Consider the following 23,587-nt stretch of genomic DNA (forward strand, 5'->3'; position numbering starts at 1 on the left):
TAGTATGGACCGTGGGAGGAGGAATATACGACTAAGATTTGGAAGATTCGCTGTCCTGCTTGGGTAACGCCTTGGGAATAAAACGACGGGCAAATCTGCCTTTCCCGCGATTTTTTACATAGAAATAGCCGATAACAGAAAAGACTACCGCGCCAATGAAGTTAACGAACAGATCCATCATGGTATCCAGAATGCCGATATCCAGGTATCCGCCCAGCCCCAACGGATGCTGGGTCCCATCGGCGGTAACGACGATCACATCGGTGATGTTATGGATCGCAACGGGAGTATTCCCACCGGTAGGATCCAGCATTACCGAGCCGATAGAGTGGACAATGGTATCCTTTTGCATATCCAGCAGAAAGAGCTGATCCATGGTGCATTCGAAAAATTCCCACAGCACACCGATGGTCATGGAAAAACAGAATGCCACGATGGCCAAATATACCGGCGAGAGCTGAAAAGCCAGGCGCTCGTTTCGATTCAGAATATCCAACAGCGAAAACCCGATGGCGGCACACAAAAAGCCGTTAAGTGTGTGCAGCATGGTGTCCCAATACGGAAACTGGACATAATAGGCCTGAATTTCGCCGAGAATTTCTGCGGCAAAGATAAACAGGAGAATGATGACCTCCAACGTATCCGGAATGTCAATATGAATGGTGCGTTCAATGAAGCTGGGAAGAGTAAAGAGAAACAAAGTCAGTACGCACAAAAAGACATTTTCAAAATTCCGGTTAAAAATCTGGGCAATAAGAGCCACCACGACCAGGAAACGCAGGATAACATATACAACTGCCACGCCGGGGTGCTGTCGCACCTGTTCCCGAAGTGGTGTGTGGCGGCTGCGACGATGTTCCATTCTTTTCACAGAAGACCTCCTTATGTCTGTGCCGCTTCAGGCAGTTGCTGGGCGGCAAGTGTACAATAATTGTGGGCGGAATGGACCAGATCGGCGGCCTCATCCGGACGTAGGGAACGGACTACTTTGGCAGGGGAGCCCATTACCAGGGAGCCAGGTGGGATGACCATATGCTGGGGGATCAATGCACCGGCAGCCACCAGGGACCCTGCTCCCACGACGCATCCGTTGAGCAAAATGGCTCCCATACCGATGAGTGCACCGTCTTCCACGGTGCAGCCGTGGAGAATGGCGGCGTGCCCCACAGTTACGCTGTGGCCCACAGTAGTGGGATAACCTGGGTCAGCGTGTACAACTGCGTTGTCCTGGATGTTGCTGTCTGAGCCGATGTGTATGCTGTCCTCATCCCCGCGCAGTACAGCGCCGTACCAGATACTGACGCCGGACTCCAGAGTTACTTCGCCGGCTACGGTGGCGTTAGGTGCCACTCTCACATTCTGGGCAAGGGTAGGGTGCTTGCCGTCTATTTGAATTATCACGCCGCCCATTCTCCTTTCTGCGACAAATCCACCAAACATTATAGACGCTGGGAAAGATACTGACAAGTCAAATCTGTACCGGCAGTGCATAGGATAGCAGGGAGGTGAATCGTATGGACCTGAAACGAAACCAGATCACAGTAGGGGAGCTGATGGATCATCCTGGGGCGAGAGCGGTCTTCCAGCGCCGGTTCCCCATGTTGATGAAGCATCCTCTGCTGGGGGCGGCGCGCACCATTACCCTGGAGCAGATCCTGTCGGTGGCCCGGGCTTACGTACCGCAGAAGAAAATTGAAGAGACCCTTAACGAACTGAGACGGGCGTAAAAATACTCCCGCTCAAACGCAGAACGTTTGGGCGGGAGTATTTTTTATGCAGGGCTGTGTCGGGACAGACGGAGATACCATCGCAGAACATCGGTATCACGGGTACGGCGGAGAAGAGCGGCGGTAAGGAGCGTGTCTACCAGCAGGAAAGCCGCTGTCGGTGGTGCCAGCCATGGGGGAATATGCATAACCAGCCAAGTTACCCAGGGATGGAGCAGATAGAAAATCAGCAGAGCCAGTATCCCCCAGCACAGGGCAAAGCGCAGACATGCATGCCGACCGAGATGCATAGGCAGGTGTGAGTAGTCCCAGAAGCAGACCCGAAAAACTTTTTCGTAAAAGAATCCGGTAAACCACTCCACTCCGGTGCAGATAAACACTGCAGCAGGGAAAAGCAGCCAGGGGGTCTGCTGGATTTCCGCCGGCAGACACAACAGCCCCAGAGCGCCAAGACCATAGACCGGGCAGATCGGCAGAAACAGGCGGCACTTTCGGTCTCGCTTGGCATTACCGGTGATGTGAACATAGCAGACCTCGATAAGAAAGCCAACGAAACTGTAAATAAGAAAGTACCAAAACCAAGTCAAGAAAACCGCCCCGTCTCGTCCGTTTTTTTTATCATGGGACGAAACGGGGCAGTTCATACTCCACAGATTTTGACAGAGCGTCTTACACGGTTCTTTCTTGGGAACAAGGAAACCAGCAATGCCAGGAGCAGCGAGGAAAAAAGAGTCCAGATGATATAGGAGACGGTAAAGAAGCCTGCAGTGGTATCTCCGCCGGTGTGGATACGTTGGATCAGCGGAGGGAGGTTCCAAAGAGACATCCGGTAGAGTAGGGAACTGATGGACAAAATAGCCAGCTTTTCTCCCGCCCACGCCAGCAGCATGCCGGCGGCGATGGGATACATAGGACGTTCTGTCCGCCGGAAGACCCAACGCAGATAAAGGGCGCCGATGGGAAAGGGAAGCTGGTAAATAAGCCCTGTAAGGGCAATCATTTTATCATATTGCAGGGTAAAGGCTGGGGTACCGTATAGGGAGCCGGGCACCAATGCGCCCAAATGAGGAAGACCGTCGTTGGCAAGGGGGCCCGCCGCGCTGCCCATGATCTGGGAAAATACGGCGGTGACCAGAAGATAGAGGCCTCCCATCAGGCAGACGGCCAGCCAGATACGACTCACACAGTAACGCGGGCGCTGGCTGCGTAGAGCCAATTCAGCCTGGCGGTATTCACGCCGGAGCTGTTGGATGCTGCCCAGCTGAGACAAGGTTTCTCCCCGGGCCTCCGATTCCGACATTCCATGCTCCAGACAGCTCTGGTAAAGCATGCCCATATGATCCATCAGTTCAGCCAGTACCCGTGTCCGGTAGCGGCGGTCATGCAGAGGTTCCGCAATGAGCGCTGCCTGCTCCTCCATCCAGTTCAAGACGTTCCTCCTTCCAGAATCAGTCCCATGGCCCGGGTATAGCGCGCCCACTCCTGCTCCTGCTCCGCCAGAACGGCATGGCCAGTATCGGTCAGGCGGTAATACCGCCGCTCACGCCCTGAGTCCGACTGAAGATAGGAGGTAATCTCTCCACGGCTCTCCAGCGTGTGGAGAAGAGGATACAGGCTCCCCTGACTCATGGAAAAGACCCCTTCCGAGCGACGGGCCATTTCTTGGACCAACTCATAGCCGTACATGTCGCGCAGAGAGAGCAGCTTCAGCAGGATCAGGCCATGGCTTCCTTTGGACAATTCTTTGTTCAGCTTCATAAATACACCTCTTGTTTAGAGGCATTATATACATCGGACTAAGAGGTGTCAAGGAGAAATGGGAAAAAAGAAGGAAATTTGTCCATTCTGCTCTTGCCGTGAGAGGGGGAAATATGATACGATAGAAAAAATTCAAAAGGGGAAATGAAGCGTCATGCGGCATTTGATCGACTTTGGAGACCTGTCAAGGGCGGAGTGGGATTCCCTGTACCAGCGGTGCAGTGATATTATGGACCACCCCGCCGATTTTATGGATGCCTGCCGGGGGCGGGTGATGGCCAGTTTGTTCTATGAGCCCTCTACCCGTACCAACTTTTCTTTCCAGACAGCCATGCTGCGGGTAGGCGGCACCGTATTTGGCTTTGCCGATCCCAAGTCCACCTCTACCGCCAAGGGCGAGACCTTGAAGGACACCATCAAGATGGTGTCTGGTTATGCCGACGTGGTGGTCATGCGTAATCCCAAGGAGGGAGCGGCAAAGGCAGCATCCCTCTACTCCGACGTACCGGTAATCAATGCCGGTGACGGCGGTCATATGCACCCCACTCAGACGACCGCCGACCTGACCACAATCACCCGCTTGCGGGGGAAGGTGGACGGGCTGTCCATCGGCTTGTGCGGCGATCTGAAAAACGGACGGACGGTCCACTCCCTTATTAAAGCGCTGGCTAAGTTCAAAGGGATCAAGTTCTTCCTCATTGCCCCTCGCGAGTTGGCGGTACCGGAGTACATGCGGGCTTTCATGCGGGAGAACGATATGTGGTTTACCGAGGTCACCGGTCTGGAGGCTGTTATTCCTCAGCTGGATGTGCTGTATATGACCCGCATTCAGCGGGAACGGTTTGTGGATCCTCTGGAGTATGAGCGGTGCAAAGGAATATATGTCCTCACCCGTCGGAAGCTGGACCGGGCCCGCAAGGATCTGTTGGTGATGCATCCCCTGCCCCGTGTGGATGAGATCTCCATTGATGTGGACGATGATCCCCGGGCGGTTTATTTTGAACAGGCCCGCTACGGCATGTTTGCCCGTATGGCACTGCTTACCGACTTGGCTAACCAGGAGCGTATGCGGCCCGATGCGGTAGAGATCGGTGTAAAGCCGGTGTGTTCCAATCCCAACTGCATTACCCAGACCGAGCATTATCTGCCCCCGCTGGTGAAGCAGAACGGTGGTGTGGACTGCTGCGCCTACTGTGATAAGGAACTGCGATAAAAACAAGCAAATACAATGAGATGCGGGACGGCCTCAGGGCCGTCCCGCATTGTTGTTTTATAAAAAATAAAATTGGAGTGCGGTGTGACCAACGGCCTGACCGCCCTGCTGACCACGGTGGAGCCTTCCGTGGAGAGGAACCGGAGGTTCCTGGCTGACTTTGCCCTGGGCGGTGTGTGATACCATGTGGAGGCCGACAGTGTGGCCGAACCTCAGCAGGCCCTGGAGGCGCCGAAGTCTGTTCTGGATGGGGTTGGACGTTAAGGGAGAAAAGCGTGGGATTCTTGACAGAAGGACAAAAAGCAGGTATAATAACACTTCGAAAAAGACGTAGATGGGAAGGAGTACCCGCGCAAAAGGTACAGAGAGGAGCCGGTCTGGTGCAAGGCTCTCCGATGGCACGGGGAAGGTCGTCCCGGAGTTCCGTTTCCGAAGTCAGTAAGAAGCGGCGGAGTCCTCCCGTTACAGAGGCAATGAGTGTCCCGCAAGGGAAATTCAGGTGGTACCGCGGACTTTTGGGTTCGCCCTGAGCAAAGGCTCGGGGCGGACCTTTTGTTTTGCCCCGAAAAGGAGTGTAACAGATGAAAAAAGAACTTCCCAAGGTCTATGAGCCCCAGGAGGCGGAGGCCCGCATCTACCGGATGTGGGAGGAGAACGGCTGTTTTGAAGGCCACCGCGATCCGGACAAAAAACCCTTTACCATTGTGATGCCGCCCCCCAACGTCACCGGGCAGCTGCACATGGGCCACGCCATGGACTGCACCCTTCAGGATATCCTGACCCGCTTTAAGCGGATGCAGGGTTACGCCGCCCTTTGGGTGCCCGGCACCGACCACGCCGGAATCGCCACCCAGATCAAGGTGGAGGAAGAGCTGCGCAAGAATGAGGGACTGTCCCGCTATGATCTGGGCCGGGAGAAATTCCTGGAGCGGGTGTGGGACTGGAAGCACAAGTACGGCAACCGCATCGTGGAACAGCAGAAGAAACTGGGCGCATCCTGTGACTGGTCCCGGGCCCGGTTCACCATGGACGAGGGACTGTCCAACGCGGTGCGGCATGTATTTGTCTCCCTGTACAAGAAAGGGCTCATCTACAAGGGCAGCCGGATCATCAACTGGTGCCCCCACTGCGTCACTGCTCTTTCCGACGCTGAGGTGGAGTACAAGGATAAGCCCGGCCACCTGTGGCACCTCAAATACCCCATCAAGGGGGAGCCGGGCCGCTACGTCATCGTGGCCACCACCCGGCCTGAGACCATGCTGGGCGATACCGGCGTGGCAGTCAACCCCAAGGACGAGCGCTATCAGGACCTGATCGGCAAGACCTGCATCCTGCCCCTGATGGATCGGGAGATTCCCATCGTGGCCGACGAGTATGTGGACCTGGAGTTCGGCACCGGCTGTGTGAAGATGACGCCCGCCCACGATCCCAACGATTTTGAGGTAGGCCTGCGCCACAACCTGGAGTCCATCCGGGTGCTGGACGACAACGGCCGTATCAACCAAAACGGCGGTAAATACGAGGGCCTGGACCGCTATGAAGCACGCAAGGTCATCCTGGCCGATCTGGAGGCGCTTGGCCTGCTGGAGAAGGTGGAGGACCACCAGCACAACGTTGGTACCTGCTACCGCTGCGGTACGGATGTGGAGCCCATTATCTCCGCTCAGTGGTTTGTGAAGATGGAGCCCCTGGCCCGTGAGGCCCTGCGGGTGGTGAATGAGGGCGAGGTCAAGTTCGTCCCCGACCGTTTCTCCAAGATTTATACCAATTGGATGGAAAATGTCCACGACTGGTGTATCTCCCGGCAGCTGTGGTGGGGCCACCGCATCCCGGCCTGGACGTGCGAGGAGTGCGGCCACATCACCGTCAGCGAGAGCGACCCCACCGAATGTGAACACTGCCACTCCAAGCACATCAAGCAGGAGGACGACGTGCTGGATACCTGGTTCTCCTCCGCCCTGTGGCCCTTCTCTACTCTGGGTTGGCCGGATGAGAACAGCGAGGACTACAAATACTTCTATCCCACCGATGTACTGGTTACCGGGTATGACATCATCTTCTTCTGGGTAGCCCGGATGATCTTCTCTGGCTGTGAGCATACCGGAAAGCCGCCCTTCCACACCGTATTTATCCACGGCCTGGTGCGGGATGACAAGGGCCGCAAGATGTCCAAGAGCCTGGGCAACGGCATTGATCCCCTGGAGATGGCCGACCAGTACGGCGCTGACGCGCTGCGCTTTAACCTCATCACCGGCAACTCTCCCGGAAACGACATGCGTTTCTACACCGAGCGCTGCGAGGCTATGCGCAACTTTGCCAACAAGATCTGGAACGCGTCCCGCTTCCTGATGATGAATCTGACCATCGACAAGTGTGAGCTGCCCGCGCAGCTGGAGCTGGAGGACAAGTGGATTCTCTCCAAACTCAACCGCGTTATCCCGGAAGTGACCGAGAATATGGAGCGCTACGAGCTGGGAGTGGCCGCTCAGAAGGTCTACGACTTCATCTGGGACGCCTACTGCGACTGGTATATCGAACTGACCAAGACCCGTCTGCAGGGAGAGGATGAGGATTCGAAGGTACGCGCTCAGCAGGTGCTGTGCTATGTGCTGACGGAGACGCTGAAGCTGCTGCATCCGTTCATGCCCTTTATTACCGAGGAGATCTGGCAGGCGCTGCCCCACGAGGGCGACTACCTGATGCTCCAGCAGTGGCCGGAGCACCATGTGAGCCTGGACTTCCCTGAGGAGGAGAAGGCCATGGAGCTCATTATGGATGCCATCCGGGCCATCCGGGCCAGACGGGCGGAGATGAATGTCCCCCCCTCCAAGAAGGCGCAGCTCACCATTTCCACTCTGGAGCGGTCTGTCTTTGAGCAGGGTATCCCCTTCCTCAAACGCCTGGCCTATGCCAGCGATGTGAAGATCGTGGAGGCTACCGATGAGGTGGAAGCCCAGGGGATGGTAGTAGTGACCACCCATGCCGCCCGCCTGTATCTGCCTTTGGCCGAGCTGGTGGACCTGGAGAAGGAAAAGGCCCGCGTGCAGAAGGAGCTGGACAAGAACCGTAAGGAACTGGATAAGCTGGAGACCAAGCTCCAGAACCCCGGCTTTGTGAACAAGGCCCCTGCCCAGGTGGTGGAGGCCGAGCGGGAGCGCGCGGACAAGCTGCGGGCGCTGCTCGTGAAGCTGGAAGAGTCCATGGCGTCTCTTTCCTGAGAAAATAAAACGGATGACAGGCCGGGAGGCCGTCCCTTTTGGGACGGCCTCCCGGTTTTTTCTGCGCGGCCAGAAGCAATCCGACACAATCGGCCCCACAGTCTGTGCTATCATCCCATCAGATGACCTGTGAGAAGGAGGGACAAGCCATGGCAGTGACCTGTACCGGGTGCGACCGTGTGTTGAACGCCGCCATCAGCGGCGAAGTGGATCACCACGGTGCCCGGACAATCATGGAGGAACTGAGCCGCCAGATCGATTTGGCGCTGCCCCGACAGCTGAATCTGGATCTGGGGGGCGTGACGTTTATGGACAGCTCCGGCATCGCCGTGCTGCTGCGGGCCTATCGCCGCTTGGGTGAGCTGGGCGGCTCTGTACGGGTGTGCAATGTGCCGCCCCAGGCTGGAAAGGTCCTGCGGGCTGCCGGGATCGATAAGCTGATGCGATTTGAATGACGGGAGGTTTTACATATATGAAGCCAATCAACGAGGTGGCGGTGACCTTTCTCAGCCGTTCAGCCAATGAGGGGTTTGCACGGACCACGGCGGCCTGTTTTGCCGCCCAGCTGGATCCAACCCTGGATGAGATCAACGATATCAAAACTGCCGTAAGTGAGGCAGTGACCAACTGCATTGTCCACGCTTATCCTGACCGCCTGGGGCCGGTGAGTCTGCGCCTGCGCCTGTTTGCGGACAACACGCTGGAGATTCAGGTAAAAGACCGGGGCGTGGGGATTGAGGACGTGGAGAAGGCGCGCCAGCCGTTGTATACGACCGGAAATGAGGAACGCAGCGGTATGGGGTTTACCATCATGGAGAGCTTTATGGATACCCTCCGGGTGCGCTCCACACCCGGTAAGGGAACCGTTGTGACCATGCGGCGGCGCATCTCCAGCCGTTTGGGAGGGCGCACGGTGTGAGCGTGGCTGACACCCCCGCCCTGTTGGAACAGGCGCGCGGGGGAGATAACGAGGCTTGCACCCGCCTCATTGAGGAGAATGCCGGGCTGATCTGGAGTATCGTGCGCCGCTATTACGGCCGCGGGACCGATCCAGAGGATCTGTACCAGTTGGGGTGCATGGGGTTTCTGAAGGCGGTGCGGGGATTTGACCCGGCCTTTGGATGCCAGTTTTCCACCTATGCAGTCCCCAAGATCGCAGGAGAGATCCGGCGCTTTCTCCGGGACGATGGGGCGGTAAAGGTGAGCCGGGGGCTGAAGGAGCGGGCCGGGACGATCCGGCAGGCGCGGGAGCGATTGGCTGCACAGCTGGGACGGGAACCTGCCCTGAGTGAGTTGGCCGCCGAAACCGGGTTGGAGGTGGAGGAGATCGCGGCAGCTGAGGAGGCCAGCCTGCCGGTGGCGTCCCTGCAGATGGAGAGCGGGGACGGCTTTACGCTGGAGAGTGTGCTGGGGAGCGATGGCATGGAGGAGTCCATTGTGGAGCGGGAGGCTCTGCTGACGGCGGTGGCCGCCCTGCCGGAGCGGGAGCGGCAGGTCATCGTTCTGCGTTATTTCCGGGAGCTGACCCAGGAGCGGGCCGCCCGGATTCTGGGGGTATCGCAGGTGCAGGTCTCGCGCATCGAACGACGGGCGATGGAGCATCTACGGCGCAAACTGGAAGTGTGAGGGAACGAGGCAGTAGCTTTTTTCGTCAAAAGGGGGTATAATCAAACCCAGATGACAGGAAGGAGGACAAGACTGGATGGCGGATATCCTGTACATCGTGGTCCCCTGCTATAATGAGGAAGAGGTACTGCCTGAGACGGCCCGCCGCCTGCGGCAGAAGCTGGAGGCGCTGATTGCAGCCCAACAGATCAGCACAGCCAGCCGAGTGCTGCTGGTGAATGACGGTTCCAGGGATGGCACCTGGGGGATCATTACAAAATTGCACCAGGAGTGCACCCTCTTTTCGGGGGTAGATCTCTCCCGCAACCGGGGGCACCAGAACGCCCTGCTGGCTGGATTGATGACCGCCCGGGAGCGCTGTGACATGGCCATCTCTATGGATGCCGACCTACAGGACGACATCGATGCTGTGGATGCCATGCTGGAGCAATATTACGCCGGGTGCGACGTGGTGTACGGTGTGCGTTCGGCCCGGAAAAAGGATACCTTTTTCAAGCGTGTTACAGCCGAGGGATTTTACCGGCTGATGAACTTTATGGGGGCAGAGACCGTATTTAATCATGCCGACTACCGCTTGCTGTCCCGGCGGGCGCTGGACGGGCTGGCCCAGTTTAAAGAGGTGAACCTCTTTCTGCGGGGGATCGTACCCATGGTGGGCTATCGCTCAGCTGTGGTGGAATATGAGCGGGGAGAGCGCTTTGCCGGTGAGAGCAAATATCCACTGGGGAAAATGCTCTCCTTTGCCATGGAGGGGATCACCAGTCTGTCGGTCAAACCCATCCGCTATATCACCCTGCTGGGCTTTTTTATCTTCCTGGTGAGTATCCTGATGCTCATCTGGTCGGTGGTGCGCTGGGCAGGGGGCGATACCGTCAGCGGCTGGGCCAGCATGATCTGCTCGGTGTGGGCCATCGGGGGACTGATTTTGCTGTGTCTGGGCGTCATCGGGGAGTACATCGGCAAGATCTATCTGGAGACCAAGGGACGGCCGCGGTTCCTGATCCGGGAGATACTGGAGGACGGCCATGGCGAGACTGATCGATAAAAGCATCCCCAAATTCTTGTTGGTGGGCGTGCTGAACACCTTGGTGGGAGCGGGGGTCATGTTCCTGCTCTTTAATGTGGCGGGCTGGGGCTACTGGAGCGCCAGCGCGGCCAACTACCTGGTGGGCGGCGTGGTAAGTTTTTTCCTCAACAAATATTTTACCTTCCAGAACCGGGAGCGCAGCTTGACCCAGGTGGTGCGGTTTGTGGTGACGGTGGCGGTGTGCTGGGTGGTGGCCTATGCCATTGCCAAGCCGCTGGTCCTCTGGGCGCTTTCCGGGCAGAGTGAGCCTGTGCAGACCAACATCGCTATGCTGGTCGGCATGTGCCTGTATACGGGGCTGAATTACTTTGGACAGCGGTTTTTTGCGTTTGCCCAGCGCTCCGGCGGCGCGGATGCCTCACCCGGGCGCTCAGGAGAAAAAGAGAATAAGGAGGGTACCCCATGAGACGGATGTGTTCCATTGTTGTGGCACTGGCCCTGGCGGTGGTTTTGGCTGTCCCGGCGCTGGCTGCGGGCGGTGTGTGGGATGCCGCGGCCCACTCCGAGCAGAACCTGGAGGAAGTGGGAGGTGCTTACTACGGTGGTCAGGGGAACTCCGGCCGGTATATCATCCGGCAGCGGAGCGGAGATTCCTCTGCCAGTGGACTGGCCATCTCCACTAATGGCAGCACCTGGAAATCCATTCCCCGGAAAATGACCGAGGATATGATGCGCCTGACGGAAACGGGACGGGCAGTGCTCTACTACTGCACCTATACCGGGCAGCTCTGGTACTGGGATGAGACGGACTGGACCGAGGCGGAGCTGCCGGGTGTGAGCACCAGCATGGCCGTGACGTACAAGGCCTGCTGGACCGGGGACGGCTATCTGCTCAACCAGACGGCGGTCGGTATTGGGATGATGGGCTTTAACGCAGGGGAAACCGGAATGTACAACAATAAGGTCCTCTTGTTGGATGAGCACTTTCAGGTCGTGGGAGAACATGACTTTGGCGCCCAGGTAGAAGGTCTCTCCTATACTGGGGGAGCGTGCTATGTCCAGGCAGGCGGCGTGATTTACAAGAGCACGGACCGGACCAACTGGACCGCCGCTGCCCTGTCCGAGCTGCCCCAGGCCGCGCCCCAGACAGGCGGAAGCATCCGCACCTGCGCGGTGGGGGATGAGAGCGACGGGACGCTGGTCTATCGCCAGGCCGGAGGCAAACTGCTCGTCTCCTGTGACGGCGTGTACTTTATGACTCTGCGGGATTGGAAGTCAGCGGGAGTAAAGGTCTGCGGAGGACAGACTGGCTCGGTACTCACCGGTGAAGAGTACGGGGAGATCCAGGTGATCGACCATGCGGCTCTGAAGGCCCGATGGACGGCCAAGTTTGGACAGCCCATCTATGTGACGCTGGACGGGACCTACCTTACCACCACCGATTTGGGGTTCTATCAGCGCTCGGGCTGCACCATGGTGCCACTGCGCCAGTTGGCCACTGCTGCCGGGTATACGTTCTCCTATGACAGCGCCAGCCAAAGTGCCGTCTGTACCAGTGGCGGTGTGAGCGCGACCATCACTCTGGGTAAGACAGCTGCCCAGGTTACCGGCCGAGGCACAGTGAGCATGTCGGTACCGCCGGAGCTGAAGGGCGGCATCTTCTACGTGCCTGTGCGGTTTTGGTCCGGCATCACCGGCGGGGTGGATACCTTCGACGCAGCCAGCAACACCATTGAGATCACCAGCGGATAAAAAGAGAGCCCCTGCCGGGGCTCTTTTTTCATTGGGCAGCGGCGTGGAAAAGGGTTAAAATTACATGAAATCCACGCCCTTCCCCTTGCGCTGATTGGGAAAAGAGGGTAGAATAAGGCCAAACCGTAAGGAGGGTTTTAATATGGCTTTTTTGGATGAACTCAAGGACCGTGCCATGGATCTGGGACGGGCCGGTGTGGCCAAGTCCAAGCAGCTGGCGGAGATTACCAGACTGACTCTGAACAATGCCAGCGAGGAGGATGCCATTAAGAAGGCATATACCGAAATCGGCAAACTCTACTATGCTGAGCGGGGAATGGCACCCGAGGCAGCCTATGTATCGCTGTGTGAGAAGATCACGGCCGCCAAGATCAACATCGAAGAGAACAAGGCCCGCATTGCAGAGCTGAAGGTGGAGGGCAATGTGACGGAGGAAGAGATCCCCCATGTAGAGACCGATGTCCCCCCTGAAGAGCCCACATGCGGCGGCTGCCACTGTGGCTGCGATGTGCCGGAAGAGCCGGTGGTGGACGAGGATAAACCTCAGGAGTAAGCAATTACAGACTGCAAAAAGCGCCCCGCTTGCAATTGCAAGCGGGGCGCTTTATTACAATGGATCCATGATTTTGCCTGCCAAGGAAAATCAGAGGATGCGGCGGGCGCCCACGTAGACGTTGGCGTAATGGCCGCTGGTCAGATCGTCGATCTTGACGGTGTATGTATTGGTGGAAGCGTGGATAAACTGTCCGTTACCAATGTAGATGCCAACGTGAGAAGCGGCCTTGCTGGTGTTGTACTTAAAGAATACCAGATCGCCGGGCTGCAGTTCACTCTTGGAAACGGAGGTACCGTTGGACAGCTGGGTGGAAGCGGTACGGTTCAGAGTGTAGCCAAAGTGACGGTACACATAGCTGGTAAAGCCGGAGCAGTCAAAGCAGCTGGGACCATTACCGCCATATACATAGGGACAACCAAGATACTGCTTGGCGTAGTCTACTACCTGCTGCCCCAGGCTGGTGCTGGCGGCAACCGCCACGGCGGTGGTGCCGTCTCCACGGGAGCCGGCGGAATCCTTACAGGTAACCATGTAATCACTGCTTACGTAACCAGTGACGCCGTTGGTGGTAATTTTGTACCAACCGTTATCAATGCCAACGATATTGACCACTGCATTGTCGTTCAGAGTAGCGACTTTGGAATACGTGGTGCCTGGGCCGCTGCGCACATTCAGGGTAGCGCCGTCCGACTGGACCAGACCATAGCCGATGGTGACATCGGCCTTCTGAGCAATGTCCAGGTATTCGCCGGACATATAGCCTTCTACGGATTTGTAATCCACCTTATACCAGCCATTGCCGGCATCGGCCAGAACAACCACCGTATCGCCCTTGGAGGCGGTGCCAAGAATGGTGGCGGTGGTGCTGGCGGAATCCCGCAGGCGGAGTGCATCGGTGTTTACGGTACCTACGCCCACACTGGCGGCGGAAGCACCCACAACACAGAGGGCGGAAAGGGCGATGGTCAGAACGGCGGTGCGCAGGAGCTTGGCAGGCTGTATCATTGGTCGTTGTCCTCCATTTCAAGATACGGCCCGTACCCGTAATGGGTACGGGAGCCGCTGTTTTCTTTTGTGGTGTGCGTTATTTCCCAGCCAGGGCCCGATCCAGCCAGACGGCCGCCACATCCATTGCGGCGTACAGACTGTCCTTCTCGGTCTTTTTTACCACCCGGTCCCGGCTCTTCAGATCGGGGTCAGTGAGCTGAAGCTGAACGGATACCTTCGTGGCCACATCCAGATCCTGTTCCTTTTTCTGGCTGAGGATCTGGAGCATGATAATATATTTCTCGGCCATGCTGCCGTAATAGACCAGGCTGTCTTTCCGGCGAAGAGGATGGCCTTTGTAAGTCAGAGGAATCGTTGTGTTTGCCATGAGTGCCTCCTTTCTTGCATGTTACTGATTTTTAAAAACTGTAACCAAATTGTAACACATTGTCTCCGGTTCGTCAACCGCTTTGCCCGGGGAAAATAGAGGAAAATTATCCCGGCTTGCCGGAGGAGGGGCGGAGCTGACGGAGCAGGAAGAACAGTGCATAGAGCAGTGCGGCCAGCATCAGAAGCCCTTCTGCCAGCATCGGGTAGACACGGTCGCCGAGTGGTATGATCAGGGTAAATTTCTGCCGCAGGTAGATAAGATAGGAACTAAGGGAGGCCAGCTGTACCAGTATGGATGCGGGGAACCGGGCCGGGACGGCGCAGGCCCAGGCCAGGGTGAGTACATCGGCCAGGAAAAAGTAGCGGTCGTGCATGTAGGGGAGCAGGAAGGGCACACCTATGGCTAGAACGACACTGGCAGTAAGCAGTACCGGTGCTGATGCACGCTCCCGGTTCAGATACAGCAGGATAAGCAATGCCAGGACCAGTGCCAGAGCGGCTAGGATGGCAAGCCGGCTCCACAAGGCTTCGTCCACCTGGATTCCATAGGGTAAAAAGGAAAAGAGAGAGGCGGAGTTATAATTCAGCGATCCCGCACCCTCTTGGGTTTGTCCCAGGTAGACGCTGAGAATGTCAACGAGAGGTTTCCCAAGCAGCAAGGCGGGGATGCAGGTGAGGCCATAGGCGGCGGGGAAGAGAAAGAGATGCCGGAATTTGACCCGGCCTACCAGCCACAGACCACCCCAAAGGGGGAGCAGGAAGACCGTCTGCAGCTTAAAAGAGAAGGCGATGCCCATAAGGAAGACGGACAGCCCCGGACGCCTGCCCAGCGCACAGGCCAGGGCATGGAGGGCCAGCGCACCATAAAGGGCGTCACACTGTCCCCAACAAGAGCCGTTGAGTACCACTGTGGGCAGCAGCAGCAGCAGACAGAAACAAACCAGAGGGCGCAGGCTGCCTTCTGGACAGAACAGAGCTGCCAAGCGCAGCCCGCCCCAGGCCAGAATTACATCGAACAGGATAGAGAACAGTTTGATCAGGTACAGATCAGGCAGGGGCAGATAGGAGATAGCGGCCAGTATATAAAGATAGGGAACGTTGTAATTGCCGATAGGTTCTTTCAGCGCGGCAAAGCCGCCGCCTGCCCGAAAGGTTTCCACCCACTGGGATAGAAAGATCTGATAGTCCGAAGAAACGTAGTTCAGCAGGCAGGCCCGAAGAAAAAAGGCCAGTCCAACCGGCAGCAGGCAGACCAGAAGCCGGGGGCGGGATGTGCCTGTCCGTGCCAAAAGGACCATAGCCAGAACGGCCATCAGAAGCAGCAGTGGAAATACCGCCGCACCACCGCCACGGTCCAGGGACGCAATGGGAATCAGGCTGAACAACAGCAGAGCAATTCCGAACCCAGCGCAGGCAAGGGGAAAGACAGATGAGCATTTTCGCATGCGGTATACCTCACAGAGAATGCGTCAGCGGCCCGGAGTATGTGCTCCGGGCCGCTGTATGGTTGAGGATCAGAAATCAGTGAGCTCCTCCGTAACGGAAGCGGGTTCTTCGATGAGTACCTCAGTGGACGGTTCCGTATCGGTCTGGGCCGTCGCCTCCTCATCTTCCAGCTTGTCGTACTTGCGATACATGGACAGGCCGGAGCCGGCGGGAATCAGCTTACCGATGATGACGTTCTCCTTCAGACCCAGCAGGTGATCCACCTTGCCCTTGATGGCGGCTTCGGTCAGGACCTTGGTGGTTTCCTGGAAGGAAGCGGCGGACAGGAAGGAGTCGGTGGCCAGCGAGGCCTTGGTAATACCCATCAGCAGGCGGGTGGCGGTGGGCAGGCGCAGTTCAATACCGTCGTTGGTTTCACCAGCGTCGATGCGTGCCTGCACGGCAGCCTTGGCATCCTCAAACTCGATCAGGTCGATGGTGGAGCCGCTGAGCAGATCAGAATCGCCGGCATCTTCCACCCGTACCTTGCGCATCATCTGACGGCAGATGACCTCGATGTGCTTGTCGTTGATGTCAACGCCCTGCTGGCGGTAGGGCTTCTGTACTTCCTGGATCAGGTAGTCGTACACAGCGTGGACACCGCGTACCCGCAGCACGTCCTGGGGATAGAGGGCGCCCTCAGTGAGAGCAAAGCCCTTTTCCACCCGGTCGCCGTCCTGGACCCGCAGACCGGCGCTGTAGGGCAGAGCGTAGGTGACCACCTCGCCATCGTCGGCGGTGATGGTGACGTTGCACATGGAGTTGCGCTTGGCTTCCTCCAGAGTCACCCGGCCACTGATCTCGGCCAGCTGAGCCATCTTCTTGGGCTTGCGGGACTCAAACAGCTCCTCAACACGGGGAAGACCCTGGGTGATGTCGCCGCCGGCCACGCCGCCGGTATGGAAGGTACGCATGGTCAGCTGAGTACCAGGCTCACCGATGGACTGGGCGGCGATGATACCAACTGCCTCGCCGGCGCCCACAGGTTCGCCGATGGCCAGGTTGATACCATAACACTTGGAACATACTCCGCTGCGGGCCCGGCAGGTGAGTACGGAGCGGATCTTGACCTGATGGATGCCATGGGCCTCCAGCAGCTTGGCGTCGTCGGCAGTCATCATAGTGTGATGGTCGATGAGCACCTCGCCGGTCTGAGGATCGCAGATGTCCTCCACCGGGTAACGGCCCTTAAGCCGCTCGCCGAAGGTCTCGATGACCTGGCCGTTCTCCACGATCTCGCTGACCAGGATGCCGTCGTCGGTGCCGCAGTCCTCTTCGCGGATAATGACTTCCTGGGACACGTCCACCAGACGGCGGGTCAGGTAACCGGAGTCGGCGGTACGCAGAGCGGTATCGGCCATGCCCTTTCGAGCGCCTCGGGAGGAGATGAAGTACTCCAGTACGGACAGACCTTCACGGAAGTTGGACTTGATGGGGATCTCGATGGTGCGGCCGGAGGTGTCGGCCATCAGGCCACGCATGCCGGCCAGCTGACGGATCTGGGCGGAAGAACCACGGGCGCCGGAGTCCGCCATCATCCAGATGGGGTTGTAGCGGTCCAGACCGGCCATCAGGGCATCGGTCACGTCCTTGGTGGTCTTTTCCCAGGCCTCCACCACCAGACGATAGCGTTCGTCATTGGTCAGGAAGCCGCGCTTGTACTGGCGCTCGATCTTGACGATCTCCTTCTCCGTATCGGCGATGAGGCCGTTCTTCTTTTCAGGAATGGTCATGTCGTAGATGGAGACGGTCAGGGAGCCGCGGGTGGAGAATTTGTAGCCGCGGGCTTTGATGATATCCAGTACCTCGGCGGACTTGGTAAAGCCGTGCTTGGTGATGCACTTGTCGATGATCTTGCCCAGCTGCTTTTTGCCCACGATAAAGTTGATTTCCGGCTCAAACACCTGCTCGGGATCGTTGCGGTCCACAAAGCCCAGGTCCTGGGGAATGCCTTCGTTGAAGATCAGGCGGCCCACGGTGGTGCGCACCAGCTTGCGGCGGGTCTCACCATCCACCTCAGCCTCACGGCGGACCAGGATGGGCATGTGCAGTTCCAGCTCGCCCTCATCGTAGGCCAGGCGGGCATCAATATCGCTGCCGAAGACATGGAGAGCCTCACGGGGCAGCTGGCCGTCCTCGGTCTCGGCGCAGATGCCGGCATAGGTGGGAATGTCGTCCAAAGAGCCGGGATTCTTGACCCAGATATAGGAGTCAGGCTGCAGCTTGCCCTCCGCCAGGGCGGCCTTCACTGCGGCCACATCCTCATAAGTGTCCTCCTCGGCGTGCTCGGGGTAACGCTCATAGGTCAGGTAGTAGGAGCCCAGCACCATGTCCTGGGTAGGCACGGTGACAGGACCGCCGTCCTGAGGACGCAGCAGGTTGTTGGCCGAGAGCATGAGCACCCGGGCCTCGGTCTGGGCCTCGGCGGACAGGGGCACGTGAACGGCCATCTGGTCGCCGTCGAAGTCGGCGTTGAAGGCGGTACACACCAGGGGGTGCAGCTTGATGGCGCGGCCCTCTACCAGGACAGGCTCAAAGGCCTGGATACCCAGGCGGTGCAGGGTGGGGGCGCGGTTGAGCATGACGGGGTGGTCTTTGATGACGAACTCCAGAGCATCCCACACCTCGGCGCGGCCCTTGTCCACCATCTTCTTGGCGGATTTGATGTTGTTGGCCAGACCGTCTTCCACCAGCTTCTTCATAACGAAGGGGCGGAACAGCTCAATGGCCATCTCTTTGGGCAGACCGCACTGATAAATCTTCATTTCAGGGCCGACTACGATAACGGAACGGCCGGAGTAGTCGACACGCTTGCCCAGCAGGTTCTGACGGAAGCGGCCCTGCTTGCCCTTGAGCATGTCGGACAGGCTCTTGAGGGCACGGTTGTTGGCGCCGGTGACGGCGCGGCCGCGGCGGCCGTTGTCGATCAGGGCGTCCACGGCCTCCTGGAGCATGCGCTTCTCATTGCGCACGATGATGTCGGGGGCGTTGAGCTGGATCAGGCGCTTGAGGCGGTTGTTGCGGTTGATGACCCGGCGGTACAGGTCGTTCAGGTCGGAAGTGGCAAACCGGCCGCCGTCCAGCTGCACCATGGGGCGCAGCTCAGGGGGAATAACGGGCAGCACATCGATGATCATCCACTCGGGCTTATTGCCGGAGATACGGAAGGCATCCACCACTTCCAGACGCTTGACGATGCGGGCCTTCTTCTGGCCGGAGGCGTCCTTCAGCTCGGCGCGGAGCTGGGTGGAGAGCTCCTCCAGGTCGATGTCCTGGAGCAGCTTCTTCACGGCCTCGGCGCCCATGCCGGCCTCAAAGTCGTCCTCATACTTCTCCCGCATGTCGCGGTATTCCTTCTCGGAGAGAATCTGGTTTTTGGCCAGAGGAGAGAAGCCAGGGTCGGTGACAATATAGCTGGCGAAGTAGAGTACCTTCTCCAGAATGCGGGGGCTGATGTCAAGCAGCAGGCCCATCCGGGAAGGAATACCCTTGAAATACCAGATGTGGGACACGGGGGCGGCCAGCTCGATGTGGCCCATGCGCTCACGGCGCACCTTGGCCCGGGTGACCTCCACGCCGCAGCGGTCGCAGATCTTACCCTTGTAGCGGATCTTTTTGTACTTGCCGCAGTGACACTCCCAGTCCTTGGTGGGCCCGAAGATCCGCTCGCAGAACAGACCGTCCCGCTCCGGCTTCAGGGTGCGGTAGTTGATGGTCTCGGGCTTCTTGACCTCGCCGTAGGACCATTCACGGATCTGCTCCGGGGAGGCGATGCCGATCTTGATGGCGTCAAATTCAGCGTAACTCATATATTTGCTCGTCCTCCCTTATGATTACATATCGTCGTCCTCGGAAAAATCATCCGAGAAATCGTCAGTGTCGTCGCTCTCGTCCGCATCGCCGGCCACCAGGTCGTCGTCGTCGCTGCCTTCCTTGAGCGTATAGCCCGCCGCGGCAAAGTCAGACTCGCCACCGGCATTGTAGCCGTAGAAGTCGTCGTCATCGTCGCGGAACTTGCCGGGCTGGTAGGTGTCCTCGTCGTCGTCCTTGAGTTCGATCTCATTGCCCTGGTCATCCAGCACCTTCATATCCAGGCACAGGGACTGCAGCTCCTTGACCAGAACCTTAAAGGATTCAGGTACGCCGGGCTTGGGCACGTTGTGACCCTTGACGATGGATTCATAGGTGCGCACACGGCCGGTAACGTCGTCGGACTTGACGGTCAGGATCTCCTGCAGGGTGTAGGCCGCGCCGTAAGCCTCCAGGGCCCACACTTCCATTTCGCCGAAGCGCTGGCCGCCGAACTGGGCCTTGCCGCCCAGAGGCTGCTGCGTAACCAGAGAGTAGGGGCCGGTGGAACGGGCATGGATCTTATCATCCACCAGGTGGTGGAGCTTGAGGAAGTAGACGTAGCCGACGGTGACAGGGTTGTCAAACCGCTCACCGGTACGGCCGTCGTACAGCCAGCTCTTACCGTCGGGGCGCAGGCCGGCCAGCTTCAGGGTTTCGGCGATGTCCTTCTCATCGGCGCCGTTGAAAACGGGGGTGGCCACCTTCCAGCCCAGAGCCTTGGCGGCATAGCCCAGATGGACCTCCAGCACCTGTCCGATGTTCATTCGGGAAGGCACGCCCAGAGGGTTCAGAACGATATCCAGGGGGGTGCCATCGGGCAGGAAGGGCATATCCTCCTGGGGCAGAATGCGGGAGACAACACCCTTGTTACCGTGACGGCCGGCCATCTTGTCGCCCACGCTGATCTTACGCTTCTGGGCGATGTAGACCCGGACCACCATGTTCACGCCGGGGGAGAGCTCGTCGCCCGCCTCACGGGTAAAGACCTTCACGTCCACGATGATGCCGCACTCGCCATGGGGCACCTTCAGGGAGGTGTCACGTACCTCGCGGGCCTTCTCACCGAAGATGGCCCGGAGCAGCCGCTCCTCAGCGGTGAGGTCGGTCTCGCCCTTGGGGGTGACCTTACCGACCAGAATATCGCCGGGGCGCACCTCGGCGCCCACGCGAATGATGCCGCGCTCGTCCAGATCCTTCAGGGCGTCCTCGCCCACGTTGGGAATATCGCGGGTGATCTCTTCAGGCCCAAGCTTGGTGTCACGGGACTCGGTCTCGTATTCCTCGATGTGGATGGAGGTGAACACGTCCTCCTTCACCATGCGCTCGTTGAGCAGCACGGCGTCCTCGTAGTTGTAACCTTCCCAGGTCATAAAGCCCATGAGAATGTTCTTGCCCAGGGCGATCTCACCGTTGTTGGTGGAGGGACCGTCTACGATGACCTCGCCCTTTTCCACCCGCTGGCCGGCGTTCACGATGGGGCGCTGGTTGATGCAGGTGCCGTGGTTGGAGCGCAGGTACTTGGTCAGCTTGTAGTCCACCACACGGCCGTCGTCATAACGGACGGTGACGTACTCGGCGGACACCTTGACGATCACGCCGTCATCCTCGGCCAGGATAGCGACCTCGGAGTCGATACAGTTCTTGTGCTCCTGGCCGGTGGCCACGATGGGGGCCTCGGTGGTCAGCAGGGGCACGGCCTGACGCTGCATGTTGGCGCCCATCAGGGCGCGGTTGGCGTCGTCGTTCTCCAGGAAGGGGATCTGAGCGGTAGCGATGGAGAACATCATCTTGGGGGAGACGTCGATATAGTCCACCTGATCCCGGTCCACATCAATGATCTCATTGCGGTGGCGGCAGGTGATACGGGCGTTTTTCAGGCAGCCGTTCTCATCCAGCGGTTCGGTTGCCTGGGCGATGGTGTACTGATCCTCCACATCGGCGGTCATGTAATCCACCTGATCGGTGACGTGGCCGGTAGCCTTATCCACCTTACGGTAGGGAGCCTCGATGAAGCCGTAACGGTTGATGCGGGCGTAGGAGGCCAGGTAGGAGATCAGGCCGATGTTAGGACCTTCGGGGGTCTCAATGGGGCACAGACGGCCGTAGTGAGAGTAGTGAACGTCTCGCACGTCGAAGGAAGCGCGGTCACGGGACAGACCGCCGGGGCCCAGGGCGGACATACGGCGCTTGTGGGTCAGCTCGGCCAGAGGGTTGGTCTGGTCCATGAACTGGCTCAGAGGGGAGGAGCCGAAGAACTCCTTGATGGCGGCGGTGACGGGGCGGATGTTGATCAGGCTCTGGGGGGTAACGATGTCCAGATCCTGGATGGTCATGCGCTCCCGGATCACCCGCTCCATACGGGAGAAGCCGATGCGGAACTGATTCTGCAGCAGCTCGCCCACGCAGCGCAGCCGGCGGTTGCCCAAATGGTCAATGTCGTCGGCATTGCCCACGCCGTGGGCCAGGCAGTTGAGGTAGTTGATGGACGCCATGATGTCATCCACAATGATGTGCTTGGGGATAAGGTCGTCCAGGTGATCCTTCACAGCTTCCTGCAGGTCCTCGCCGGAGTAGTTCTGCATCAGCTCCTGCAGCACGGTGAAGCGCACCCGCTCGGTAACGCCGCACTCAGCGGGATCGAAGTCCACGAACTTGGACATGTCCACCATGTGGTTGGAGAAGACCTTCACCGGGAAGCCGTCCACATCCACCACAGCCTCGTTGACGCCCTTGTCGTCCAGCTCATGAGCCTTCTCACGGGAGAGGACCTCGCCGGCCTCGGCCAGGATCTCGCCGGTCAGGGGATCCACCACCGGCATGGCCAGGGTCTGGTTCACCAGACGGGACCAGATGGCCAGCTTCTTGTTGAACTTGTAGCGGCCTACGGCAGACAGATCATACCGGCGGGGGTCGAAGAACAGAGCGTTGAGCAGGCTCTCGGCGGAATCCACCGTGGGAGGCTCGCCGGGACGCAGCTTGCGGTAGATCTCCAGCAGGGCGTCCTCATAGGTCTTGCAGGCGTCCTTCTCCAGCGTGGCCACGATGCGGGGATCCTCGCCGAACAGCTCCAGGATCTCGGGGTCGGTCTTGGGACCCACGGCACGGATCAGGCAGGTGATGGGCAGCTTGCGGTTTTTGTCGATGCGGACATAGAAAATATCGGAAAGATCGGTCTCATACTCCAGCCAGGCGCCGCGGTAGGGAATAACGGTGCTGGAGTAGACTACGTTGCCCGTTTTATCCTCAGTACGGGCATAGTAGATACCGGGGGAGCGGACGATCTGGGAGACGATAACACGCTCGGCGCCGTTGATGACAAAGGTACCGGCCTTGGTCATCAGGGGGAAGTCGCCCATGAAGATCTCCTGCTCCTTGATCTCCTCGGTCTCCTTGTTGCGCAGACGTACCCGGACCTTGATGGGAGCGGCGTACGTGGCATCCCGGGCCTTGCACTCCTCCACGGAGTACTTGGGGGGCTCATCCATGGAGTAGTCGATGAAGGAGAGCTCCAGATTACCCGCGTAATCCGTAATGGAGGCAACATCCTTGAAGACTTCCCGCAGTCCTGTGTCCAGGAACCACTGATAGGAGTTCTTCTGCACCTCCAGGAGGTTGGGCATGTCCAGGATCTCTTCATGGCGGGCAAAGCTCTTGCGGAGGGTCTTGCCGTAGTAGACGTCCTTGACCATCGTAGAAAAAACACCTCGTTTTCTTTGTCTGGGGACCGCTGTAGGCCAGCGTTTCCCGATTTGCGTCGGCCGCTTTCCGTCAAAGCGAACAAAAGGGACAGTTGAACCCGGGGATACACACCCGGATGCGTGGATAAAATGTGATGATTTTCTCTTGCGCTTTCTTGCACTCCGTGGTACACTAAATGCAACATGGGAGGGTATTGAAAACGCCAGCCTGAATATAAGAGCATTTTAGTATACCATGTACATGTTGGAAAAGTCAATCTTTTTTGGATGAAAATCTGGAGCAATCCAGATTTTTTTC

The 23,587-nt window shown here is 58.4% G+C and carries 20 protein-coding genes and 1 other annotated feature; of the genes, 10 read left to right on the plus strand and 10 right to left on the minus strand.

The features are described from left to right. Positions 1-31: 31 nt before the first annotated feature. Together WMO45_RS06085 and WMO45_RS06090 are read right to left on the minus strand one after the other, a co-directional pair. A complete protein-coding gene (locus tag WMO45_RS06085) occupies positions 32-862 on the minus strand; it encodes a DUF2238 domain-containing protein (RefSeq protein WP_349139995.1) in 831 nt (276 codons plus the stop codon). Between the two features lie 20 nt (positions 863-882). Continuing rightward, positions 883-1,401 carry a gamma carbonic anhydrase family protein gene (locus WMO45_RS06090; RefSeq protein WP_349139666.1) on the minus strand — a complete coding sequence of 173 codons (519 nt, stop codon included), beginning with the start codon at positions 1,399-1,401 and terminating at the stop codon, positions 883-885. Positions 1,402-1,514: 113 nt separating this feature from the next. On the opposite strand from WMO45_RS06090, the gene WMO45_RS06095 reads away from it, so the two are divergent. Then, positions 1,515-1,727: a hypothetical protein gene (locus tag WMO45_RS06095; protein ID WP_349139667.1), complete on the plus strand. Its 213-nt coding sequence runs from the start codon at positions 1,515-1,517 to the stop codon at positions 1,725-1,727. 44 nt (positions 1,728-1,771) lie between these two features. Here WMO45_RS06095 and WMO45_RS06100 read toward each other — a convergent pair whose 3' ends face one another. From WMO45_RS06100 to WMO45_RS06110, 3 genes are read right to left on the minus strand one after another with little or no spacing between them, the layout of a single operon-like run. Further along, positions 1,772-2,314, minus strand: a complete 543-nt coding sequence (locus tag WMO45_RS06100; protein WP_349139668.1) for a putative ABC transporter permease — start codon at positions 2,312-2,314, stop codon at positions 1,772-1,774. A 53-nt stretch (positions 2,315-2,367) separates the two neighbouring features. Beyond that, positions 2,368-3,147 carry a permease prefix domain 1-containing protein gene (locus WMO45_RS06105; RefSeq protein WP_349139996.1) on the minus strand — a complete coding sequence of 260 codons (780 nt, stop codon included), beginning with the start codon at positions 3,145-3,147 and terminating at the stop codon, positions 2,368-2,370. Between the two features lie 5 nt (positions 3,148-3,152). Next, positions 3,153-3,485: a PadR family transcriptional regulator gene (locus WMO45_RS06110; RefSeq protein ID WP_349139669.1), complete on the minus strand. Its 333-nt coding sequence runs from the start codon at positions 3,483-3,485 to the stop codon at positions 3,153-3,155. A 154-nt stretch (positions 3,486-3,639) separates the two neighbouring features. Between WMO45_RS06110 and pyrB the strand changes: the two genes are divergently transcribed. The 9 genes from pyrB to WMO45_RS06155 all read left to right on the plus strand — a co-directional run bounded on the left by pyrB (position 3,640) and on the right by WMO45_RS06155 (position 12,874). Further along, positions 3,640-4,698 (plus strand): aspartate carbamoyltransferase, encoded by a 1,059-nt coding sequence (gene pyrB, locus WMO45_RS06115; RefSeq protein ID WP_349139670.1) that lies wholly within the window; start codon positions 3,640-3,642, stop codon positions 4,696-4,698. A gap of 322 nt (positions 4,699-5,020) precedes the next feature. After that, positions 5,021-5,230, plus strand: a binding site (T-box leader). Positions 5,231-5,279: 49 nt separating this feature from the next. Continuing rightward, a complete protein-coding gene (locus tag WMO45_RS06120) occupies positions 5,280-7,916 on the plus strand; it encodes a valine--tRNA ligase (protein WP_349139671.1) in 2,637 nt (878 codons plus the stop codon). 149 nt (positions 7,917-8,065) lie between these two features. Next, complete coding sequence (locus WMO45_RS06125; protein WP_349139672.1) at positions 8,066-8,371, plus strand: anti-sigma factor antagonist; 306 nt, start codon at positions 8,066-8,068, stop codon at positions 8,369-8,371. Between the two features lie 17 nt (positions 8,372-8,388). After that, complete coding sequence (gene spoIIAB, locus WMO45_RS06130) at positions 8,389-8,835, plus strand: anti-sigma F factor (protein WP_349139673.1); 447 nt, start codon at positions 8,389-8,391, stop codon at positions 8,833-8,835. After that, on the plus strand, positions 8,832-9,542 hold the full coding sequence (locus tag WMO45_RS06135; RefSeq protein ID WP_349139674.1) for a sigma-70 family RNA polymerase sigma factor: 711 nt from the start codon (positions 8,832-8,834) through the stop codon (positions 9,540-9,542). The genes spoIIAB and WMO45_RS06135 overlap by 4 nt, the downstream gene beginning before the upstream one ends. A 76-nt stretch (positions 9,543-9,618) precedes the next feature. Beyond that, complete coding sequence (locus tag WMO45_RS06140; protein WP_349139675.1) at positions 9,619-10,587, plus strand: glycosyltransferase family 2 protein; 969 nt, start codon at positions 9,619-9,621, stop codon at positions 10,585-10,587. Next, entirely contained in the window at positions 10,568-11,035 is a 468-nt protein-coding gene (locus WMO45_RS06145; RefSeq protein WP_349139676.1) for a GtrA family protein, read from the plus strand. Before WMO45_RS06140 ends, WMO45_RS06145 begins: the two co-directional genes overlap by 20 nt. Beyond that, on the plus strand, positions 11,032-12,321 hold the full coding sequence (locus WMO45_RS06150; protein ID WP_349139677.1) for a copper amine oxidase N-terminal domain-containing protein: 1,290 nt from the start codon (positions 11,032-11,034) through the stop codon (positions 12,319-12,321). The genes WMO45_RS06145 and WMO45_RS06150 overlap by 4 nt, the downstream gene beginning before the upstream one ends. Positions 12,322-12,463: 142 nt before the next feature. Next, on the plus strand, positions 12,464-12,874 hold the full coding sequence (locus WMO45_RS06155; RefSeq protein WP_349139678.1) for a serine proteinase: 411 nt from the start codon (positions 12,464-12,466) through the stop codon (positions 12,872-12,874). A 90-nt stretch (positions 12,875-12,964) separates the two neighbouring features. On the opposite strand, the gene WMO45_RS06160 is transcribed toward WMO45_RS06155, so the two are convergent. The 5 genes from WMO45_RS06160 to rpoB form a co-directional block, all read right to left on the minus strand. Then, positions 12,965-13,882: a C40 family peptidase gene (locus WMO45_RS06160; protein ID WP_349139679.1), complete on the minus strand. Its 918-nt coding sequence runs from the start codon at positions 13,880-13,882 to the stop codon at positions 12,965-12,967. A 79-nt stretch (positions 13,883-13,961) separates the two neighbouring features. Next, complete coding sequence (locus WMO45_RS06165) at positions 13,962-14,252, minus strand: hypothetical protein (RefSeq protein ID WP_349139680.1); 291 nt, start codon at positions 14,250-14,252, stop codon at positions 13,962-13,964. A gap of 106 nt (positions 14,253-14,358) precedes the next feature. Next, positions 14,359-15,699, minus strand: coding sequence for a putative hexosyltransferase (locus WMO45_RS06170; RefSeq protein ID WP_349139681.1), 1,341 nt, complete (start codon positions 15,697-15,699; stop codon positions 14,359-14,361). Positions 15,700-15,768: 69 nt separating this feature from the next. Continuing rightward, positions 15,769-19,548, minus strand: coding sequence for a DNA-directed RNA polymerase subunit beta' (rpoC, locus tag WMO45_RS06175; protein ID WP_349139682.1), 3,780 nt, complete (start codon positions 19,546-19,548; stop codon positions 15,769-15,771). Positions 19,549-19,572: 24 nt separating this feature from the next. Beyond that, positions 19,573-23,280 (minus strand): DNA-directed RNA polymerase subunit beta, encoded by a 3,708-nt coding sequence (gene rpoB, locus WMO45_RS06180; protein WP_349139683.1) that lies wholly within the window; start codon positions 23,278-23,280, stop codon positions 19,573-19,575. Positions 23,281-23,587: the final 307 nt, after the last annotated feature.

Source organism: Flavonifractor hominis, from assembly GCF_040095835.1.
In the GTDB taxonomy this organism is placed as follows: Bacteria; Bacillota; Clostridia; order Oscillospirales; family Oscillospiraceae; genus Flavonifractor; species Flavonifractor hominis.

What these genes read in the sequence shown, in the direction of transcription:
- WMO45_RS06085 (WP_349139995.1), bottom strand. Translation starts at nt 862, where the DNA reads ATGGAACATCGTCGCAGCCGCCACACACCACTTCGGGAACAGGTGCGA.
- WMO45_RS06095 (WP_349139667.1), top strand. Translation starts at nt 1,515, where the DNA reads ATGGACCTGAAACGAAACCAGATCACAGTAGGGGAGCTGATGGATCAT.
- WMO45_RS06105 (WP_349139996.1), bottom strand. Translation starts at nt 3,147, where the DNA reads ATGGAGGAGCAGGCAGCGCTCATTGCGGAACCTCTGCATGACCGCCGC.
- WMO45_RS06110 (WP_349139669.1), bottom strand. Translation starts at nt 3,485, where the DNA reads ATGAAGCTGAACAAAGAATTGTCCAAAGGAAGCCATGGCCTGATCCTG.
- pyrB (WP_349139670.1), top strand. Translation starts at nt 3,640, where the DNA reads ATGCGGCATTTGATCGACTTTGGAGACCTGTCAAGGGCGGAGTGGGAT.
- WMO45_RS06120 (WP_349139671.1), top strand. Translation starts at nt 5,280, where the DNA reads ATGAAAAAAGAACTTCCCAAGGTCTATGAGCCCCAGGAGGCGGAGGCC.
- WMO45_RS06125 (WP_349139672.1), top strand. Translation starts at nt 8,066, where the DNA reads ATGGCAGTGACCTGTACCGGGTGCGACCGTGTGTTGAACGCCGCCATC.
- spoIIAB (WP_349139673.1), top strand. Translation starts at nt 8,389, where the DNA reads ATGAAGCCAATCAACGAGGTGGCGGTGACCTTTCTCAGCCGTTCAGCC.
- WMO45_RS06140 (WP_349139675.1), top strand. Translation starts at nt 9,619, where the DNA reads ATGGCGGATATCCTGTACATCGTGGTCCCCTGCTATAATGAGGAAGAG.
- WMO45_RS06145 (WP_349139676.1), top strand. Translation starts at nt 10,568, where the DNA reads ATGGCGAGACTGATCGATAAAAGCATCCCCAAATTCTTGTTGGTGGGC.
- WMO45_RS06150 (WP_349139677.1), top strand. Translation starts at nt 11,032, where the DNA reads ATGAGACGGATGTGTTCCATTGTTGTGGCACTGGCCCTGGCGGTGGTT.
- WMO45_RS06155 (WP_349139678.1), top strand. Translation starts at nt 12,464, where the DNA reads ATGGCTTTTTTGGATGAACTCAAGGACCGTGCCATGGATCTGGGACGG.
- WMO45_RS06160 (WP_349139679.1), bottom strand. Translation starts at nt 13,882, where the DNA reads ATGATACAGCCTGCCAAGCTCCTGCGCACCGCCGTTCTGACCATCGCC.
- WMO45_RS06165 (WP_349139680.1), bottom strand. Translation starts at nt 14,252, where the DNA reads ATGGCAAACACAACGATTCCTCTGACTTACAAAGGCCATCCTCTTCGC.
- WMO45_RS06170 (WP_349139681.1), bottom strand. Translation starts at nt 15,699, where the DNA reads ATGCGAAAATGCTCATCTGTCTTTCCCCTTGCCTGCGCTGGGTTCGGA.
- rpoC (WP_349139682.1), bottom strand. Translation starts at nt 19,548, where the DNA reads ATGAGTTACGCTGAATTTGACGCCATCAAGATCGGCATCGCCTCCCCG.
- rpoB (WP_349139683.1), bottom strand. Translation starts at nt 23,280, where the DNA reads ATGGTCAAGGACGTCTACTACGGCAAGACCCTCCGCAAGAGCTTTGCC.